The sequence below is a fragment of the Streptococcus sp. SV2 genome (assembly GCF_030440175.1).
Taxonomy (GTDB): Bacteria; Bacillota; Bacilli; order Lactobacillales; family Streptococcaceae; genus Streptococcus; species Streptococcus raffinosi.
Genome location: NZ_JAQFJQ010000001.1, coordinates 209,492 through 229,600, shown reverse-complemented (window position 1 = coordinate 229,600; position 20,109 = coordinate 209,492). Strand labels below are relative to the sequence as shown.

Annotated in this window: 16 protein-coding genes and 3 pseudogenes; 10 read left to right on the top strand and 9 right to left on the bottom strand. The window is 36.6% G+C overall.

The genetic code is table 11. From position 1 onward, the window contains the following. Positions 1–113: 113 nt before the first annotated feature. Positions 114–473 (bottom strand): metal-sulfur cluster assembly factor, encoded by a 360-nt coding sequence (locus PCY14_RS01015; RefSeq protein ID WP_008535380.1) that lies wholly within the window; start codon positions 471–473, stop codon positions 114–116. Positions 474–993: 520 nt separating this feature from the next. On the opposite strand from PCY14_RS01015, the gene PCY14_RS01010 reads away from it, so the two are divergent. The 3 genes from PCY14_RS01010 to PCY14_RS01000 all read left to right on the top strand — a co-directional run bounded on the left by PCY14_RS01010 (position 994) and on the right by PCY14_RS01000 (position 3,073). Beyond that, entirely contained in the window at positions 994–1,530 is a 537-nt protein-coding gene (locus PCY14_RS01010; RefSeq protein ID WP_002889519.1) for a DUF536 domain-containing protein, read from the top strand. Between the two features lie 49 nt (positions 1,531–1,579). Further along, on the top strand, positions 1,580–2,170 hold the full coding sequence (locus tag PCY14_RS01005; protein ID WP_060933648.1) for a 3'-5' exonuclease: 591 nt from the start codon (positions 1,580–1,582) through the stop codon (positions 2,168–2,170). 174 nt (positions 2,171–2,344) lie between these two features. Next, positions 2,345–3,073 carry a MerR family transcriptional regulator gene (locus tag PCY14_RS01000; protein WP_060933647.1) on the top strand — a complete coding sequence of 243 codons (729 nt, stop codon included), beginning with the start codon at positions 2,345–2,347 and terminating at the stop codon, positions 3,071–3,073. Positions 3,074–3,125: 52 nt separating this feature from the next. Here the strand turns inward: PCY14_RS01000 and PCY14_RS00995 are convergent, their stop codons facing one another. Then, on the bottom strand, positions 3,126–5,768 hold the full coding sequence (locus tag PCY14_RS00995; protein ID WP_301363067.1) for an ABC transporter permease: 2,643 nt from the start codon (positions 5,766–5,768) through the stop codon (positions 3,126–3,128). Between the two features lie 14 nt (positions 5,769–5,782). Continuing rightward, on the bottom strand, positions 5,783–6,484 hold the full coding sequence (locus tag PCY14_RS00990; protein ID WP_002889513.1) for an ABC transporter ATP-binding protein: 702 nt from the start codon (positions 6,482–6,484) through the stop codon (positions 5,783–5,785). A gap of 968 nt (positions 6,485–7,452) precedes the next feature. Here PCY14_RS00990 and PCY14_RS00985 point away from each other — a divergent pair. Next, entirely contained in the window at positions 7,453–8,070 is a 618-nt protein-coding gene (locus PCY14_RS00985) for a hypothetical protein (protein ID WP_042771985.1), read from the top strand. Positions 8,071–8,188: 118 nt separating this feature from the next. Here PCY14_RS00985 and PCY14_RS00980 read toward each other — a convergent pair whose 3' ends face one another. After that, positions 8,189–8,488: a YbaB/EbfC family nucleoid-associated protein gene (locus tag PCY14_RS00980; RefSeq protein ID WP_060933645.1), complete on the bottom strand. Its 300-nt coding sequence runs from the start codon at positions 8,486–8,488 to the stop codon at positions 8,189–8,191. Between the two features lie 341 nt (positions 8,489–8,829). Between PCY14_RS00980 and PCY14_RS00975 the strand changes: the two are divergent. Continuing rightward, a pseudogene (locus tag PCY14_RS00975) lies at positions 8,830–9,339 on the top strand (hypothetical protein). Between the two features lie 15 nt (positions 9,340–9,354). Here the strand turns inward: PCY14_RS00975 and PCY14_RS00970 are convergent. Then, positions 9,355–9,447, bottom strand: a pseudogene (locus PCY14_RS00970) (transposase); the annotation flags it as partial. A 1,024-nt stretch (positions 9,448–10,471) separates the two neighbouring features. Here PCY14_RS00970 and PCY14_RS00965 point away from each other — a divergent pair. The 5 genes and pseudogenes from PCY14_RS00965 to PCY14_RS00945 all read left to right on the top strand — a co-directional run. After that, positions 10,472–11,155, top strand: coding sequence for a hypothetical protein (locus tag PCY14_RS00965; RefSeq protein ID WP_231087408.1), 684 nt, complete (start codon positions 10,472–10,474; stop codon positions 11,153–11,155). 340 nt (positions 11,156–11,495) lie between these two features. Further along, complete coding sequence (locus tag PCY14_RS00960) at positions 11,496–12,356, top strand: ImmA/IrrE family metallo-endopeptidase (protein ID WP_060934214.1); 861 nt, start codon at positions 11,496–11,498, stop codon at positions 12,354–12,356. Positions 12,357–12,364: 8 nt separating this feature from the next. Further along, the gene (locus PCY14_RS00955) at positions 12,365–13,048 is read left to right on the top strand and encodes an XRE family transcriptional regulator (RefSeq protein ID WP_060934215.1); all 684 of its coding nucleotides are present in this window, start codon (positions 12,365–12,367) and stop codon (positions 13,046–13,048) included. A 14-nt stretch (positions 13,049–13,062) separates the two neighbouring features. Continuing rightward, positions 13,063–13,518: a hypothetical protein gene (locus PCY14_RS00950; RefSeq protein WP_196757049.1), complete on the top strand. Its 456-nt coding sequence runs from the start codon at positions 13,063–13,065 to the stop codon at positions 13,516–13,518. Further along, a pseudogene (locus tag PCY14_RS00945) lies at positions 13,518–13,708 on the top strand (DNA polymerase); the annotation flags it as partial. The gene PCY14_RS00950 and the pseudogene PCY14_RS00945, both read left to right, overlap by 1 nt. A gap of 112 nt (positions 13,709–13,820) precedes the next feature. Here the strand turns inward: PCY14_RS00945 and PCY14_RS00940 are convergent. From PCY14_RS00940 to PCY14_RS00925, 4 genes are read right to left on the bottom strand one after another with little or no spacing between them, the layout of a single operon-like run. Beyond that, a complete protein-coding gene (locus PCY14_RS00940) occupies positions 13,821–15,761 on the bottom strand; it encodes a hypothetical protein (RefSeq protein ID WP_301363065.1) in 1,941 nt (646 codons plus the stop codon). Next, entirely contained in the window at positions 15,758–17,983 is a 2,226-nt protein-coding gene (locus tag PCY14_RS00935) for a glycosyltransferase family 2 protein (protein WP_301363064.1), read from the bottom strand. Before PCY14_RS00935 ends, PCY14_RS00940 begins: the two co-directional genes overlap by 4 nt. Further along, the gene (locus tag PCY14_RS00930) at positions 17,973–19,037 is read right to left on the bottom strand and encodes a bifunctional glycosyltransferase family 2/GtrA family protein (RefSeq protein ID WP_164376671.1); all 1,065 of its coding nucleotides are present in this window, start codon (positions 19,035–19,037) and stop codon (positions 17,973–17,975) included. Before PCY14_RS00930 ends, PCY14_RS00935 begins: the two co-directional genes overlap by 11 nt. After that, positions 19,034–20,098: a GGDEF domain-containing protein gene (locus tag PCY14_RS00925; RefSeq protein WP_301363062.1), complete on the bottom strand. Its 1,065-nt coding sequence runs from the start codon at positions 20,096–20,098 to the stop codon at positions 19,034–19,036. Before PCY14_RS00925 ends, PCY14_RS00930 begins: the two co-directional genes overlap by 4 nt. Positions 20,099–20,109 lie beyond the last annotated feature (11 nt).

The window sequence follows — 20,109 nt, the reverse complement described above, 5'->3', positions numbered from 1 at the left end:
TTGAGTTATGAAGCCAAAGCTAGTCACCGAAAGCATTTTGATTTGGATCAGTTGGTCACTCTCAGTAAAAATAGAGCAAAAAACCGGTTGGAACTATCCAACCAGTTTTAATATTATTTTCCACCTCGAGGCGAAATACCAAGGGCAATGCGACCATATCGACTGATACGGGTCATCTTCCAGACAGGCGAGTAGGTAGTCTCGACCTTGACAGACTTGATACCATCAATTGATTTGAGTTTTTCAGCAATTTCGTAAGGCATCGTCTCTTCGCAACCGCAGCCAGTATCTGTAAAAGTCATGAGAAAGTAGCAGTGGCCAGTTTCATCAAGGGTGATTTCATAGATTAAGCCAAGGTTATAGATGTCTAGCTCGATCTCAGGATCAAACACGGTGGTCATTTGTTCAACGATAGGTTCTAAATAAGGTTGGACTAGATCGTTGACTTTGATATCATCACGGAAGTTTTTCATAGGACCTTTTCTTTCTATTTTACTTTTGTTTATTATGTCATACTTTAGGGCTTTTTTCAATCTGGTTTAGTCATAATAGTTTGTAATGGGAATACGCCGTAACATCAAAAAATCCCCAACAAACCCATCGTTGGAGATAATGTGACTTGTGCTTTTGTATCAAGCAAATTCTTCGCAACGATAGTTGCAAGAGCACTACAGACAATTGGAGAGAGAATAAAAATCCAAAGTCTTGCGAAATAGGACTCCACCATTCCTAGATACAACAGATCTGGTACTAATAAAGATAAGCCTTTAAGTACTGATTGTTTAAGCAAAAATCCTTCAAAATACATTTATACCCGAGCAATAGTCTATCAAAATACTTTTGGCCTATCAAGCAAAATGCTCAGGAATTTAGGGTTAACATAATGGCTCTGAAAACCCATATTAGGGACGGGGAATTGTCTTGTCAAATTGACAGAAAGGTGTGATTATGATATTCTCATAGTAAGACATTTCAAGAGAAAATGAGGCTATTATGAGTATTGAAAAGACCGTCAGCGAGATTGCTGAAATCCTTGGCGTTAGTCGTCAAGCAGTCAATAATCGTGTCAAACAACTTCCAGAAGAAGATACTGAAAAAAATGCAAAAGGGGTTACTGTCGTTAAGCGTAGTGGCTTGATTAAGTTGGAGGAAATCTACAAGAAGACTATCTTTGACGATGAGCCTATCGATGAAGAAACTAAGCAACGTGAGTTGTTAGAGATTCTTGTAGACGAGAAAAACTCTGAGATTGCCCGTCTCTATGCCCAGTTGAAGGCTAAGGACGAGCAGTTGTCTAACATGGATGACCAATTGCGTGTTAAAGACGTTCAAATTGCCGAAAAGGACAAGCAAATTGATCAACAGCAGCAATTGACCTTGACTGCTATGAAGGACAAGGAAGAGCTTAAACTGGAACTTGATGAGGCTAAGGTTGAGGTTGACGAAGCCAAGGCCCAAGTGGAAGAAATCCAGACCAAACAAGAAGAAGCTTCTAAAAAAGGGTTCTTTGGACGACTATTTGGAAAATAAAAAAGAAGCTGGGACTCAGTCTCAGCTTTAACTATTGTAGGAGATAAAGATGGAAAATGTAGAAACTTATATTGCCTTTGATTTGGAATTCAACACGGTGGATGGCGTTAGCCATATCATCCAGGTGTCAGCTGTTAAGATGGACCGGCATGAGGAAGTGGGCCAGTTTGACTCTTTCGTCTATTCGGATGTTCCTTTGCAGTCCTTTATCAATGGTTTGACGGGGATTACAGCTGATAAGATTGCCAAGGCACCGAAGTTAGAGTCCGTTCTAGCGGATTTTAAGGCATTTGTTGGTGATACACCACTTATCGGTTACAATGCTCTTAAGTCGGATTTACCCATTCTAGCTGAAAATGGTTTAGACTTGGAAGAGAAATATGTTTTAGATGTTTTCGATGAGGCCTTTGACCGTCGTGCTTCGGATTTGAATGGTATTGTCAACCTCAAACTAACCAGTGTGGCAGATTTCTTTGGAATCAAGGGACACGGTCATAACAGCTTGGAGGATGCTCGGATGACCGCACAGATTTACGAGAAGTTTCTTGAATTAGATGAGAATGCCAAGCTTCTGGAACAACAGGAAGAAGTCAGTAACAATCCTTTTGCGACTTTAGGTTTGGGCGGCCTTTTCGACTAAAACTTTACAGGGGCTGTAAAGGCTGTAAAGAGTGATGGCTAATTTTTTCTGTAAGAAAAGAAAATCCTCTAGGGTTATGGCTTGTATATTACCTTGCGTTATAAGGTAGAATATAGGTATCAAAGGTGGTGAAGGCCCTTCTTTGATGGAAAATCTTAAAAGGAGGTGACTGAGATGTCGCAGTTTTCAACAGGAGAGTTGGCTAAGGCAGCAGATGTGTCTGTTAGGACTGTCCAGTATTATGATCAACGTGGTATTTTGACGCCATCTGAAGTCACAGAAGGTGGTCGGAGAATCTACCACGACTCAGATTTGGAACGCCTGCAAGTCATTTGTTTCTTAAGAGATTTGGATTTCTCAATTAATCAAATCAAAAAACTCTTGCAAGAGGAGAATAGGGAACAGGTTTTAGAGCTTTTGTTGACAGATCAAATCGAGAGCTTGGAAAAGTCTTCAGAGGAAATAGAGGTCAAACTAAAACGTGCCCGTCACTTGCAAAAAGCAACTGCTAAGTGGCGTCAACTTTCACTAGAAGATTTGTCAGACATTTCACGTCTTATGGAAAATCAAAAATCATGGCGTCATTTGCAATGGAAACTATGGGGGAGTTGCGTTTTAATCTTCCTTCTTTATCTGATGAGCCTACTGGTTGTCATTTATTATTTTAAGGATCCCAGAGGTATCTTTATTGTCTGTCCTGCTTCTATTATAGTAATGAATTTAGTGGTGTCTCACTATAGAAAGCAGTTTGAATACCTCTGTCCTAATTGTCATAGGACCTTTGATCCAAGTTTTAAAGAGTTTGCCATTTCTGGACATACACCTAGGACTCGTAAGTTGACTTGCCCTCATTGTCATGTTAAGACCTACTGTTTGGAGTTGGCTAAGACTAAAACGAAATAAATTTATCGAATATAAAAAAACGCTTGAGAATGACTTCTCAGGCGTTTTTAGCTTATTCAACTGAACTTAGAGCTTCGAGCATATTAAGCTTGGCTAGGCGGTTATTAACAACGAAGCCGAGGATAATAAGGATTAAGACAATGAGAACAGCTGGTAAAAGGTAGGTAGCAAGTCCAATAGATGGATCAAACATGATACGATCTGGTGGGATAATGCTTACCATATATTGGTGAAGTGCCTGTCCAAGACCAAATCCGACGAAGATACCGATAATAGATAGATAAATGGTTTCACGATAGATGTAGAGGGATACTTCATTATTGTAGAAACCAAGAACCTTAACGGTTGAGAGCTCGTGGATACGTTCAGAGACATTGATGTTGGTCAGATTGTAAAGTACAACCACAGCAAGAAGAATGGAAACGGTAATCAAGATACCAATAACTTGCGTTAAGGAATTGACCATGGTGCTGATTTGCAACTTGAGGTTGTTGTTTTGAACAACGCCGTAAACATTTGGCAAGTTGATGAATTTAGCTGCCATGTTCTCCACATTTTGCTTGGTAGGCTCAGCCAGACTGACGAGATTGGCATTATTCACCGAAGGTGTACCAAAGGCTTTTTGATAGTAGCTAGCATTCATAAAGAGGAAATGTCCCATGTACATTTCTGTGATACCAGCAATTTTAATCTTGACGGATTCTTCCTGACTGTTTTGCACAGTGATGGTATCGCCAACCTTGAGGTTGAGGAGTTTGGCCATTTTTTCAGAGATAATAGCTCCATCATTAGATAATTTAAGCGTTTTGTTATGTGCTCGGTCTCTCAAGCTAACGTAACTATTAATGATTTTCTCATCATGATCATTAAAGACAATCGTCGAGATTTCTTGGGTATCCTTATTGTTACCAGCAATTTTTTGTAAGGTTTCAAAATGAATATTCAAGTATTCTTTGACGTCTTTGCTATCAAGGAGCTTTGTGAGTTGCTTATCAAAGGCACTTGATGTATTCGGTTGTTTGGCGACAATCATATCATAGTGAATGATGTCTTCAAACTGTTGCTGGTTAAGATTAGATACGGAAGAACGAATTCCTAAACCTGCGAAGAGCAGAGCAATAGAGCCTGCGACTCCAAAGAGAGTCATAAACATCCGTTGTTTATAGCGGAAAATATTACGCATGGTAACTTTTTCTTTGAAACTAAGACGTCTCCAAAGAGGTGTAATGCGCTCTAGGACAATCTTAGCTCCTGCACGAGGTGGCTTTGGAAGAAGCAGTTGAGAAGGTTTTTCCCAGAGTTCTTTCTTAGCAACCGCATAGGCAGGAAGTACAGCGGATAGGAGCCCTAAAAGAAAGGCGATTAGGGTAAGCCCTAAGTAGAAGTGCAACTCAAAAGCAGGCAGTTGCAAATCGTTCTTATAAGTGTTGTGAATGAGTATTGGAAGTAGAGTATGTCCTGTAATAACCCCTGCAGCTGTGCCAGCAATACTAGTAATTAATCCATAGATGACGAATTTGTGGATAATACGTGAATTGTTATACCCCAGTGCATTAAGGATACCGGCTTTTCCTCGTTCTTCTTCAACAAAGCGTCCCATGGTTACAAAGGTAACTAAGGCTGCCATAAAGTAGAGGGCTATAGGGAAGATGTTGCTGACATCGTGGATGATGTTGATGTTACTCTCGTAAGCAACATACCCATCTGAACCCGGAATTTCTCGACGAGAGTAGAACTTGTAGCTAGGGGCTGGCATATTGTCCAGCATTGCTTGACTTTCTTCGAGTTCTTTTTGCTTAGCTTCAATCTTCGTAGTAGCCTCTTTTACACTTGCTGCCTCAGCAGCGTTGGTTGTTGTCATCTGCTGAGTCTGGGTGCGTGCTGCTTCAAGCTCTTGTTTTCCTTGCGTAATTTGAGATTGAGCTTGGGACTTGATTTCAGTTAAGCGTTTCTCAGGCTCGTCTTTAAAAAGGTCCTTGAGTTCAGCTTTTCTTTCTGAAATCTTATCCGCATATTTCTTACTAAAAGGACTCACATTTGCCAAATCCTGGTAACGGATCCGAGCAATCATGTAGCTATTAGCGTTGAAATCTGTCTTCGGCACAACGGCATAGCCGTCTAGTTTTCCGGTACCTGCACTGGCATTACCAAGACGATTCTTGGAGAGGAGTTCAGAGGAATTGACAAAACCAGTAATGGTATATGTTTGTTCCTTTAACTGTTTTTGCCCAGAGCTATCTACTGGCTCAGAAAAATTAATCTTATCTCCTACACTGTATTCTTCTTTATAGGTTGAAGAAAGAGCAATCTCCCCATCCTTATTAGGAAGCTTCCCCTCAACAAGGTCATAGGTAGAGATTTTTTTAGGTTTTGAGAAGATACGAAATGTCGTATTTGTGCCCTTGATAACAGCATCTTTGAAATAACCATACTCAATGTCAACATTCTTCTTTTTGACTGTATTAAGAAGGTCTTGATCGGTTTTGTTAATACCGTAAGTACTGATTAAGCTCAAGTCAGCTGTTTGATGGGCCTTGAAGAAGTGTTCTCCTGTTGTTTTCATATTAGGAGAAGTGACCTTGAGACCAATCAAAGCAAAGGATCCGAGTGCCATAAGCAAGGAAATAGAGAGCATACGCCCTTTAGAAGCTACAAAGGTTCGCCAAACATCTTTCCAATAAGTTGTTTTTTTCATGACGGTGCTCCTTTCTAGTACTCCAAGTCCTCGATTTTTTGTGGGTTGGGATTAATTTCCACACTCTTAATCTTGGCATCGTGCATTTGAATCACACGATCAGCAATTGGAGCTAGAGAAGCATTGTGGGTAACAATAATAACAGTTGTTCCCTGTTTGCGCGCCATGTCTTGAAGGAGGGTCAGGATTTGTTTCCCTGTTTGATAATCCAGAGCCCCCGTCGGTTCATCACAAAGAAGAATCTTTGGATTTTTGGCAACGGCACGTGCAATAGCGACACGTTGTTGTTCCCCACCAGATAGTTGTGATGGGAAGTTGTCCAAGCGGTCCCCTAAACCGACTTCGACAAGTGTTTGTGAGGCATCTTTAGCGTTTGGAACGATTTCAGATGCTAACTCAACGTTCTCCCTGGCCGTAAGGTTTGAAACTAAGTTGTAAAATTGAAATACAAAACCAACGTCCTCACGACGATAAGTCGTAAGTTCCCTAGCTGAGTATTCAGAGATATCCTTACCATCAATAATGACGCGGCCTTCGTCATTGGTGTCCATACCACCTAAGATGTTAAGAACGGTTGATTTCCCTGCACCGGAGGCACCGAGAACGACGACAAGCTCCCCTTTTTCAATTTCAAAGCTTACGTCATTATTTGCGATAATTTCCAGATCACCGGTTTTATAGCGTTTATAGCTATGCTTCATTTGAATATAAGCCATGAATTTCCCTTTCATATGAAATAATGATGCTGTTAATTACCTATCTTTCCTTATCTCATTGTAACGGATTTTCCTTGAAATATCTAGCGTTTATGCTAAAAAAATATTAAAACATGGCAAGTTTTTCTTACATGTGATAGAGATGTGTGTGAAGCGTTTACATATGAGAAAATAGTTTAGTAAATGAGCTTTTTGTGAGTCTCCGATTTGGTCATTTGGTTATAAAGTTAGGCTATTTTTAGTGTTTTACCAAGTGTTTTCTCCAATTTTAACAGTTGTTTGTCGTAATAGAGGAGTTAAGGTCGGTGTATTTAGCACGTTAGAGCTGATAAGATACAAATGTTATGGAATGAGTAGTATATGAGAGAGTTGATCCTTAGCATCATCTTTAGTAGTTTCCTTTGTTTTCATTAAATAAAGGAAACTACTAAAGATAACTATAAATAAACTTTAGATGTAAACTATATGAGATTTTCTGAAGGAACAGTATTTATTAAATCTACTAAGACCTTTTAAAACAGAGTTTCAGAGGTGTATATTACTAATCTTTTTATAATCATTTGTTTAATTAATAGAAGGTTAGCTTTTTCTTTTAGGGCTATCTTTTTATAGTTGCTTTGGAAGTGTTTGGACACTATGAAGGTATCCGATAGACGTTTGGTGCAAAGTAGCTCCTTTATTGGCACTTTAGCCAACAAATCTTTGGTTTACTGAGCATTGCTTAAAGAATTTACCATTTGTCTAGGCTTAAAAGCTTAATCTGATAATAGATTTTCATCAATTTTAGGACATGAATTTTTTATTTATTTAAAATGCTTAAAAATTAAGGAATCGCTTGAAACGAAAGCTTTTGAGTGTTAAGATAGATAGCATAATGAAGGTTTATAAGATGACCTTCGTTTGATCAACAGCAGCATCTAGGACTCATGTTAGTTAATCGAAGCTAACAAAAACATAGTGAGGGAGTTATGATTAAGAAAAAAGATAATAGTCTATTTCGTAAACTAATGATTGGCTTGGTCTCGACTTTAGGGATTTTTGTTCTATTCATGGGTACCAGTATCGCATCGGCTGATGCAAAAGGGGCCTCTCAGGTTAATTCGGACACCAATCAGACTAAGACGAAACTGCTTAGTGATGAGGCAGAAAGCAAACATGAAGCTTCTACTCAAGATAGCAAGGGTCAGGAGTCTCCTAGTCAACCAGAACAAGATAAGGAAGCTGATAAGCCATCTAGTGAGGAAGCACCTGACTATATTGTTATTACAGAAGTAGTGGATTCATCAGAGCAAAAGCAGGATGAAAATCAAGTTGTTGAAGGAGCAGCTCAATCTAGCGACTCAAACTTATTGGATGAGATTTTGGCTCAGACGAGTGAAGTTGGTGAATATAAAATTTATGTGAAGAATGATGATGAGCTATTAATCTCTGGACCTGTGCCTTCAAAAACGGTGAATGATGATGTGAATTATCCTACTTTGGAGAGCTCATTAGATTCAGCTAGCATTTATTTAGGTCAAAAGAATCGTTCTAAAGAAGCAAACGAAGAAGATGCTCAGTCAGGCCTTGGTCTGGTTGAGGAGTAACAGTTTTAATTAATGACGACAAAAAGACTTGGACGTGATTTGTCCAAGCCTTTTGTTTTATGATTGATTTGCGAAATGAGTGCATAGAAAAAGGAACCGCTAGATTCCTTTTTATTTTTTAGAATGGCAATTTACCTGCAAAGGCACCCATTGATTTTTTAGCCGCTTCGTCAATTTGTCCGAGAGCATCGTTGAGTGCTTGAACAGTCATATCTTGAAGTGTTTCCACATCATCAGGATCCACAACAGCATCAGCAAAAGTGATGTTAACCACTTTTTTGTCACCAGTTAATTCAGCAACGACCAAGTCTTGTGCTGATTTTCCAGTGAAAGTTGTAGCAGCCAACTCAGCTTGACTTTTTTCCATTTGTTTCTGAAGCTTTTGTGCTTGCTTCATCATGTTTTGCATGTTCATCATAATATTTTCTAGAATCCTTTCATACCAAGGGTTTAGCCCCTGTTTGTTAAAATTTGATGCCTTAATTTGCCTAATAGAAGAGGCAGTCAAAACCTCAACTATTATACCATGTTTGGCTTGATTGACAAAGTAAGGAGGCATACTGAAGAGAATCTGGCATTATAGGTGCACTCAGTCTGTTTAGAACAAAGTTATCAAGAGGTTTTAGCAAAAAACTATTGGACCAATTACAAAAGAAAGAAATTTTTAAATTGTAAGACTTGTGATAAATAATGTACAATGGTTTATTGTCAATCCAGTCAACATTTGATTGGAGATAGAAAAAGAAAGAGAAGACAGGAATGCAAAAAAGAAATATTTTAGGGCTCTTTGTAGGACTATTTATAGGGTTGGTTACAGTCTTAGGAATGAGCCTATTTATCTTTATTAATTTAAAATACCACTCTGTTTATTATGCTCAGCACATCCCTCATAAGGAGGGGACAGAACCGGACATCATTATGCTGATGGAGGATAATGGCTGGATTTATACACCGGAATTAGATGGTATTAGCTATGATGAGGACGGGACGTATGCTATAACTAGAGAAAAAGGAACAGAATCGTCTGTATTAGGTTTTTCAGATGGTACTCTAGTCTTTTACCCGGACTCAGGTGAAAGTTATATTTTTAATCGTAATTTTTCTCTCCAACATGCTTTTGATGAACATTATCATAAGATTAAGTATAATCAACGAAAAGTCCTAAAAGAAATTAGAGAGACCGTTTAACCTGTGATTGATGCTCAACCAAAACCATTAATCAATCTTCAGTGGTTGTTTAATTTACTTTATCAAAGTAGGTTTAACTAGAGAGTAAGATAGCATATTTATCTCAACTTGATTTAAAAGATGTTTAAAGCTCTCTCCTTGTTTTCTCGGTTCATAGATAAGAACTTTATCCTCATAAGTCATTTTCATAATAAAAACACCCTAAAGTTAGATTTCATTTGTCTAACTTTGGGGTATTTTTATTGTGAGCGTCTTTCTTTTGAGTTGATTCGAACTGAACCCTTATTTACCTCAGTAAAAATAAAGAATAAAATATCTCTTGGCCAGGACCGTTGGTCATGGTAGTGTAAAATAAGTTGTGTAAACACAAAAAGGACTAAATCCTTTATAGTATAGTTACGAAACATTACTAGACAGCAAATTATAAACGAAAACGACGCTTTGCAGTTTGCAAAGTGTTTTTTTTATGGTTATAGAATAGGTGCTAATTCTTCCGAAATAAAGTAGTAGAATTGAAAATTATAAGGGTGTGGGACTAGGATGTTTTACTTAAATCTTACTTTTGATAGTCAGTTCCTATTAATCTGGTGACATTTTTCATTTGAGGAAGATGAGTGAAAAATGTCTGTATATAGTATAATGATTTTAGAAGAGTTCGAGTTATGGAATGGGGAACCTTGAAAAATAAATTAATGCAGTGGGAGGCAACAGTGACATGAAGTCGAAAAGATATATAATTATTGGAATAGTTGCCATTGTAAATTTAATTTTCTTTATTGTGTTGACTTCTTGTGGAAAAGGACATCAGTGGAATAATAATGTCGTATAAGGATTTAAAGCGCTTGGTCTTAAAGGTAATGTAAAAGTAATTAGAACATATAAAGAAATTGAAGCGTTTTACGGTACGGTTGTTGAAGGTGGAGTCGGTCACTTTGAAGAAGATAAAATGAACTAAAAACAAAAAATACACCTAAATGAAATTTGGTATAAAAAAGTATCTATATTTGCGTAGTCACTTAAAAGGTATTTCCAATCGTGATAGTAATCAGGGGATCAATACAATAAATGGAATGATAGAAATGGAGGATGGACTTTGCTAAAAAAACTACTAAGGGTATCCTTAATACCTTTATTACTAATGCTTTTGTTAATAACTATATTTAAATCAATCCATAACAGCAATAAGACTTATGATAGGGAATTCATAACTTCATTGGCAACAGGATTAGATGAACGTTGGAAAGTTACTGACCAAAAGGATGATGATGAAAAGGAAATTGAAGACTATAAATCCTATATAGATTATGAATTAATTGAAATTGAACAGTATAAAAATAGGAAGTTTAAAAATCCTAAGTTAAAGAGATTAGCTAATAAATATATTAACGTTCAAAAGAATGAAAGAAAATCTATAGAAAATCAAAATTTTGTGGATAGTACTTTTGTAAGTGAATGGAATAAATACCAAAGGAAACGTTATGAATTGCTTCTAGATATTAACTCAATAGTCGGAATTCCTGTTCAAGATAAAAATAGCCTAGATAGCATATTGAGATCTGGTAAAGCTGTGAAAGAATTTAATAGAGTTTACGGTATATTAGTAAATACTTTTGATAAAAAAAACTTTGTAGCTGAAACAGTTTCAGGTGTATCAGAAAATGAGAAACGCTACATAGGGAATTTTGAAAATACTACAGGTCATGACATTACACACATATATATTGAAATTTTATATTATGATGAAGATGATAGGCCTTATCTTGGTAGATCCTTCGAACCAGAAGATACATGGAAAAATAGAACAAAAAAAAGCTTCGAATTTTCGATCCCAGATTCAGATACACAGTTCAAATATTTTAAAGTTTTCGTAAGTGATAAAAGTCTTACCTTTAAGTAGATTTTCTATTTTATTTATGGAAGGATAGACAATATTGTTTCAACTAAGTTCTAAAAATGGATAGTTATGCAAAAAGAGGTATTTTTATACCTCTTTTTGTTCACTCTTCAATTATGCTGTCACTGTCCATTTACTGTCCTATATAGTGTAAAATATATAGAAGTTGTTAAGTTTACTAGTAGTTAAATCCCTTAAAATCAGTATTTATGATGATAACAAGCCTAAAAAATTCTTGGAACAAGTTTTGCATGTGGACAATTGTCCACATTTTTTTATAAAATGAACTCAACCAAAAAAGGTTTAGTTATCTGTGAGTCATATTTAAAGGAGGTATTGTTCTTTGGATAAGTTATATGCAAGAATAAGTAAGTCTACAAAACATGTATTATACCAGTACATGAAGGATAATAATATTTCATTATTGAACTATGATTTCTCTTATTTTTTTCAATATTGTATTAAGAAGAATCAGATTCAAGTAATTAGTCATCATTTTTCTAATCACAAGATAGAAGGTTTGACAGTAGTTGATGAATTGGGAACTAGTTTCTCTTATGAAAGAGATAACCTAAAAGTAAAGCAGAATTTCACCTTATGCCATGAGTTAGGTCACTTTATTCTTAAACATAATGGAAATTATTTTGCAGAATCAATTGATAATCAAGAGAACTTGCTTGAGCGAGAGGCAAATATCTTTTCGGCTGTGGTATTGATGCCAGATATTGTTCTTTTATCAAAAATATACTATAGTTGCGAAACCTTCCATCAAGTACAAAATAGTCTCGAAGTTTCAAAACAGGCTTTATTTTTCCGTCTTTTAGACTTTCTACGGGAATATTACACTAGTAAAGATAGTGAAATTAAACAAGCAGTAGAGAACTATATTGAAGGAAGGAACGCTTCTATTTTTCGTTTGTTTCATGATATTAGAGAACAAATTATTGAGGAGTTCCATCAGTTTCAACCTTCCCTTATTAATCAGGTTAAGCAGAGAGTTAGAAAGGTAGGTTTTGTAACAAGCCAAGAATACCCAAATTTATTAAATCAAGATAACTGGAAAGCAATTAAAGATAATAATGGCAATTTAAAAACGTGGCTTGTTTATAACAAAGGAAAGTCGATTGCATATGTTTGGGATAAAGAAAAATTCTCAGATGAAGAGGCAAGAAAAAAGGCAGAATTAGAGTTACTATTAATGTGAGGTGAACTATGTATCAACCAGAAAAACTAAAAGCTCGTAGAAAAGAGCTAAAAATAACTCAAAAAGATATTGCAGATCAATTAGGAATCAGCTATCAAGCCTATTCAGCATGGGAGCGAGGAGTAAAAGAACCATCCAAAGAGAAAGTAAACCGACTAGAACAAATACTAAGAGTACCAAAAGGCTATTTTACAGAAATTGAGATAGTTCGTTTGTACAATGTATTATCAAATAAAGGTCAAAATCAGGTTTTAGAATACACTCGTAGGTTAGTTCAAGAAGAGTCTAGAAAAATTGTTATGGTTTCAGAAAATCTCTATGAGTACCATGTATACGAAAAAATGTCTGCTGGTATTGGTGCATCCGTTTATGACAATCGCAACTACGACACTGTTTATTTCAATGAAGAACTAGCTCATGATTTTGCCTCATGGGTTTCAGGAGATTCAATGGAACCCAAATATCATAACGGTTCAGTAGCTCTTATTTGTGAAACAGGTTTTGATTATGATGGGGCAGTCTATGCGGTAGTGTGGAACTCTCAGAACTTTATCAAGAAAGTCTACCGTGAAGAAGGGGGGCTACGCCTAGTTTCTATTAACAAGGCTTATAAGGACATCTATATTCCTTATGATGAAAACCCTCGTATTGTGGGTAAAATTGTAGGAGACTTTATGCCATTAGAGGTGTAAGTTAGGAGAATACCATGGGAATGACGTATAAAGCAAAATTAGAAAAAGCTAAAATGAGGAATATCACTATCCCCTCAGAAATTTTGGAAAAAGATATTGTGGGAGTATATAAGTTTTTTGCCATTTTAGAAGATGAAAAAGTCTGTTTTTATATTGGAAAATCAACTAATATCAGAGAACGATTGTTGTCTTCAAACGGCCATATTCATTTGTTTTTTAAAGAATCAGAGAAGTTAGTACCATCTGAAATTAAATATTATCTTGATCAAAATTATGAGATTTTAGTTGAAATAGAAGAGGTTGATTACTTCGATACGGACTTTAGCAGAGCATCTCATCGACTTTCTTTGGCTGAAATAACTGAAATTGTTAAATATCAAAGTATGGGACAATGTTTGAAGCAATTACCAGAAGGCATAGGAAAAGGTGAAAGGGAATATTGGGAAAACAACTATAAAAGAGATAGATAATGGGCTATTTTGATTGTTCACGGGAACCAAAATCTGATATTGCTTTTGCGGATATGAGATCTTTCTATACTAGTGTGAGTGTGTGGAACGTGGATTGCATCCTATGAGGACCTCGCTTTGTGTGATGAGTAGAGCAGATAATTCAAACGGATTTATCTTAACTTCCTCTCCAATGTTCAAGAAAGTATTTTGAGCACCACAAGAGGCGAAGTCACAAACTCCGCCTCCTTCTACATATTTTTTGTTGTAATAGCATATTTTATTTGAAATATCAAGACTTATGCTTGATAAAGCTAGAAAACTTACCCTTTTCCAGCAAGAATATCTGATACTTTATACAATCCTGGGGAATATGTCTGACCAAATAGTTTTTTCGTCAAGGTATTAAACGTATAATGGTCATCTAAAATCAAGACTTCGTCATACGTTTTTAAGAGTGCAATAAAGTCATCGTCTGTTAAATTGGAATTATCTCTAGTATTGATATTTTTATTGCTGAGGTAATAACTTGTTGCGCTGTCGCTGTATGATGCCATTAAATCTAAAAATTTTTGGTCAACCGACACAAAATTTTCTCTGGCATCAACATTGACATCCCACAGATAATAACGACTAGCATATTGGGCAAAATAATTATCTACATTCTTCTTATCTGCTGTTACAACCAAAATTCTATCCGTTGACGAATTACTCTGACTTCCAGTAAACTGACGAATTTCTTTTGCGACCTCGTTTGTTTCCTGATTGTTATTGTAAACAATGCCATTATTTTCTGACAAGAACATTCCAATGGCATAAACTGTCAAAACAAGGCTCGCGTATTGGTACAAGCGTTTATTAAATAAGCTCTTGTAAGACCTAGCATTACGTTTACTAATGATTTTTTCATACAGGCCCTTGTCCATTACCCATGCTAAAGCCATGGTCAAACAACCAAAAGCAAAGATAACGATGCTCGAAGCATAGCGCTCAAATCCTGCTAATTCTAACGCTTCATCAGTCGGCATTGCTGTCAGATACATGAGTAAAATGCCAATATAGTAAGTCACAATCGAAATATCAACAAATCCCCAAGTCAACAAGACAAATTTCTTATATTTCAAACGAATGCCAATCACAATAAAGGCAATCAGCATAATCAGATTGATTATCAAAATTCCATTGCTTGCCAAACCGTCAAACGTAAACACCGATTTGACAAAAAGAGTGATAATTTTTTGTGGGACGCCTGACAGATTTCCAGTCAATACCTGACCAAGTTCTGACATGGACACTGCATGCTTGGCACTTGAGGCATTTGGGAAATTATCCGTCACATGCTTTTGCCAAATAACAAAAGGAAGAGAGCTGACTAGCAAGGTCATTATGAGCAGCACTAGTGCTTTTAAACGTGTTCTTTTACGAACAAGTAAACGCACAATACAAACCACATAAACTACTAAAACGAGAGCGACAAAGAAAAATCCACTTACTTTGACGATACTTAATAATCCAAGAATTACCGCCGTATTTAGCGACAAAAACCAGAAACGATTACGATAGACAAAACAACCTGCTATGGCTGCCAAGGCCAAGGCCGGAAGCAAAAAATCAACCAGCAAATTATTTAATCGAATAGCAACGTTAAACGTATTAAAAACAGCAAACGAAGCAAAAATCATGCTAACCATTAAGACACGTCGATCATCACGAAGTGCCGCAAACATGGCATAAAGACTGGAAGCAATCAAGAAGAATTGCCCGACCAACATACTACCTTCTGAAAAGCCTACGATAGTCGTGAAAAAATAAATGAAAAGTGAACTTCCAACAGGATAGGTATAATAACTAATAATCGTATCCTGCTGTGTTGGCAAAGCATTATTGATATGGAAAAATTTTACAATCGTTGCCCAATGCGTAAAATTATCATAATGTAAAAGCGGCGAATGCCAGAGCGTTATTCCAAACAAAAGCAAATAAGCCATCATTCCAAGCGCAATATAATCAAGTCTCCTAAAGCGATATTTCTTTTTCCATACCGCCCAAAGATAATAAAGACTCAAAAGACAGCCCAAAACAGAAATGGCATACACGGTCTGCAACATAAAGCCTAACAAACTACCAAGGTACAATACCAATGTAATGACTGAAAATGTAAACACCCATGTCAGACGGCGATTCATCTTCACAGTATTACGGAAAAAGGCATTGTACCCCATGGTAATCACAAAGAACAACAGTAATCTAGCAATACTAATCATACTCTCCCTCTCCATTCATTTGCTAAGGCTTTAAAAGCAGGTAAGCTATCCAAATCCGCTAAATTGGTAACTCGATAAAGCGATTCGTCTCTATCAGTATCATAGGACACAAAAGTCAACTGAATTGGCAAATCTTTGTAGGTAAATGCGACATTCGGTTCTTTTTTAGGATTTGTCAATTTTCCAGAAAATGTCATGTAATAATAATCTGTCTTTCTAAGCTGGCATTTTTTTCCAGCAACCTGAACCTCTTCATTGACACGAACTTTCGGAAAAGCTACTTGGTCATAGGCTGAAACAGGACGTTCATTATTTTGGAAACGTTGACTAAAGTTTTCAAATAAATCATCCCATGTTGTCATCCAAGGGTCTTTTTTCTTCGGAAGATTGTGATTAATGCGGTCATAAATGTACTGATAAAATTCGCGTTTATCAGCTTCAGGAACTTCTGAAAATTGAACGCCGTAGCGCCAACCATTATCAATCGCAAAAACACGAACAACATGACCTTTTACCCTCGCATGGTAATCACGTGATTGCAAATTAAGCGTCAGTTCTTTTTCTTTCGGCAAATACAATGGTAAATCCGTATAGAATGAAATCCCCGTTTCTGAAATATCACAGACTCTCACTTGGTAAGAATCATCATCAACCTCAATAACCATAGCTTCATCAACAGTAAAACGCTCACTTGAGCGATAAATCGGACGACCAAGCGCACAGAAAATCGCAAAGGTCAAATTGATGATATGATAAATCAACCAAAAACTGATAATACTTCCATAAAAAAGCTCTGAACCAAATTTTCCATAGTTAAAAGTCACCAAACCATAAACGGCTAATACCCATAAAACAAGATAAGGAATCGCATAAAGGTACAACGTCCACGACGTATAATTTCCCTTACGTGTCACCTTAAATTTTGTATTGCTAATGCCAAAGGACTCCAACATCATGGGAATAAACAAATACGGAGCAAAAATCGTTTCCACAATTTCTCCCCAAACCTGTGTTTGGTATTGTTTTGAGACTTCTCGCATTGACAAGCGTGTCAATGCGAAACTTGGCAACCAGAATAGGAACAGTAGCCAGATATTTGACACCACCACACGCACATGGAAAACCGTATATAAAATCGGTGCCAAGATAAACAATAACCGTCTAAAGAAAGACCACCAATAAAGATAGCCATTAATATAAACAATTCTTTGCCCCATTGTCAATTTGGGATTAAAGAAGATATTCATATTGTAGCTACTGCGAATAACGCCACGTCCCCAGCGCACGCGCTGTTTGATGACACTCTTCAAATCTGTTGGCGTTAACCCGCTAGCCATTGGACTTTTCGTCGAATAATTTACATAACCAGCCGCATTTATCCGAACACCTAGCTCGAAATCCTCCGTAATGGTATCTGTCGGAAAACCACCAACATCTTCAATCGCCTTGCGGAAAATAAGCGTATTAGACCCCGTATAAAGCGCTGCACCGTGCGAATTATTGAAAACATTAATTTCTTTGGAAAAGAAATCTTGTTCGTTTGGTAAGGTTGATTCTGAAAACAAGTTAAATTGGAAAATATCAGCATTGTAAAAACTTTGTGGCGTTTGAATCAAACCAACTTTTGACTTATCATAATCGTCACCATTTTCATAAGCCTCAACTTGTTCAACAAAATAAGGCACAGTTTCCAACAGGAATTCACGATAAGGAATCATATCCGCATCAAATGTCGCCACCAAAGGTGATGACGTCTGACGTAAAGCATTATTGTAGTTTCCTGATTTGGCATCTTTATTATCCGCCAAACCAAAATAACCAACACCAAGCTCATCAGCCAATTTGGCAACTTCTAGACGATTGGTATCATCACAGACGTAGAGATGCACCTTAGACTTATCAGGATATTCCATAAAAGTGCAGGCATTAATCGTCTTATAAAGCAACTCTGGATCCTCATTATGCGTTGCAATCAAAACATCCACATCTGGGTAACGCTCCTTAGCAATCTCAGGCTCTTCAAGCTCAAAGTCCTTTTGCTTATTCCAAATGAGAATGTAGCCTGTAATGGCCGAAACTACCTCACTTCCCCACAATAAAATCCCAAAGATCAGCGCAAACCATGAATCATGCCACGGAATAGTCGCCACCAAACGCCAAGTTAAATAAAAGGCAGTCGTTACAAATGCAACGAAATAGAGTATCCTCTTACTAGTCTTCATTCTCACCTCCACTAAAAATCAAATGTTTTTGCACAAAATAACTGACAATGAAAAGTGTAGCGTCAACTAAAATCTTCACCAATGAAATTGGTAGCGTCGTCAAGGCATTTCCTAGAACTGTTACCAATAAACTTGACAAAACAATCTGTACTACCACCAAAGTGAAGTATTTTATCGCACTATTTGATTGACCTTGTTTAAAGACCACCTTATGATTCAAGGTGAAATTAACAACAGATGATATCACACGCGCTAAAATCGAAGCTAACGTCACCGCACTAAAACTCAATCCATTAAACAAAGAAATTAAAATCGTAAAAGCAACAATATCAACCAAGAAGGAAAACAATGATGAAAAAATGTACTTGAAGAAAACCTTGTAAATTCTAATCGAGTCACGAATCGCATCAAAATGCGACGACTGATTTTCATCCAAATAAATCGTTGCAATGCCAACTTCACAAATCAGAATATTGTCCTCTTTTGCCTCAAGTAACATATTCATCTCAAAATCATACCGTTCACCCTCCACGGTTAAGAGTTTTGGCAACCATGACATAGGAATCACACGAAGTCCCGTTTGCGTATCAGAAACGTTCACACCTGTCATAGCCCCCAAGACGTCTCTTGTCAATAAATTTCCAAATTTACTACGTAAAGGAACAGATTTTTCAAATGTTCTAACACCCAGCACCAAACGATCAGGATGTTGCAAAAATTCAGCCAAACATTTCATCATGTCTTCGTAGGTGTGTTGACCATCAGAATCAATCGTCACAATTCCTTTGGCATTAGGAAAATTGTCCAAAATATATGAAATAGCCGTTTTTAAAGCACGACCTTTTCCTTTATTATCAGCATGTCTTTGCAAATGACATGCATAGTTACTCTGCGCTATTGCAAATAACGGTGCAAAATCAGCTCCACTACCGTCATCGACTAGAATAATGTCAAACATTTGATTTTCCTTATCCCGAATATTTTTCAAAAGTTCCAACAAACGGTCATCAGGTTCGTAGGCAGGAATGACAATAACAACATCTTGAAACATCATCGACGTTCTCCTTTTTGACTTTTATTTTCGTACATTTTCTTATCAGCTATTGCAAAAAAATCAACGAAGTTTTTATGTGATTGATAAGAGTTCGTATAAGCACCTAAAGATGCTGTAATCCCCATATCTTTGAGAGTCATTTCTGCTTGAACAAGTTTTATTAAAAATTCAGCTTGATTTTCAGAAACTCCAGGGAGTAAAACCGCAAATTCATCTCCACCTAACCTTGCTATTACAGCACTTTCAGGCATTATCTTCGTTAAAATATCACCAAATTCAATTAGAATCTTATCTCCCGTAGCATGTCCAAAGGTATCATTTGCTTTCTTGAATTTATCCAAATCAGATATAATAACCGTAATTTGTTCTTCTTTACGTGTCAGACATTCCTCAAAAGCAAGCTCAATATATCGTCGATTATGAACCCGTGTTAAAACATCTTCGTATGCCATCCTCTGTATTTCAAGTTCATGAAGTCTCTGCTCTGTAACATCAAGAACAAAACAAGAAACACCAATCACTTTTTGGCGATTGTTATAAATGGGAGAATACATATTTTGCCAGTAAAGCGTTTTGTCGCCTGTCTTAATAGTATCCATAAATATAAATGTTTCACCCTTTTTCGCACGATCAACATTTGCTTTTAAACGCGCAGCATCTTCACTATTAAGATAATTCATTGGAAAGTCACCAATTTTGGGAGTGAAATAAAAGATTTCTTCCATGAGCCGAATATCATTCTTATTAACCGCAATAAAACGATAATCTAAGTCTACAGCATAGACGTTAATAAGTTTCGAACTCTGTAAGATAAAGTGGGATAGCATATGCTGTCCTCGATTAAGGTAAGATGCTAGGGTCCAAAGAACTAGTATTCCTATAAAGATTGCTAAAATAAAGATTGCTAAAATAAAGATTGCTAAAACGATGGGATTATCATGGTCAATCAAAACATCATCATACACTAAGCGCATTAATAACATTAACGCAGCAAAAATACTTAAGTACGTTAACAATCTTTGATACTTGATTAAAAAATCACTTACTTTTCCTAATACCATTACAGCCTCAC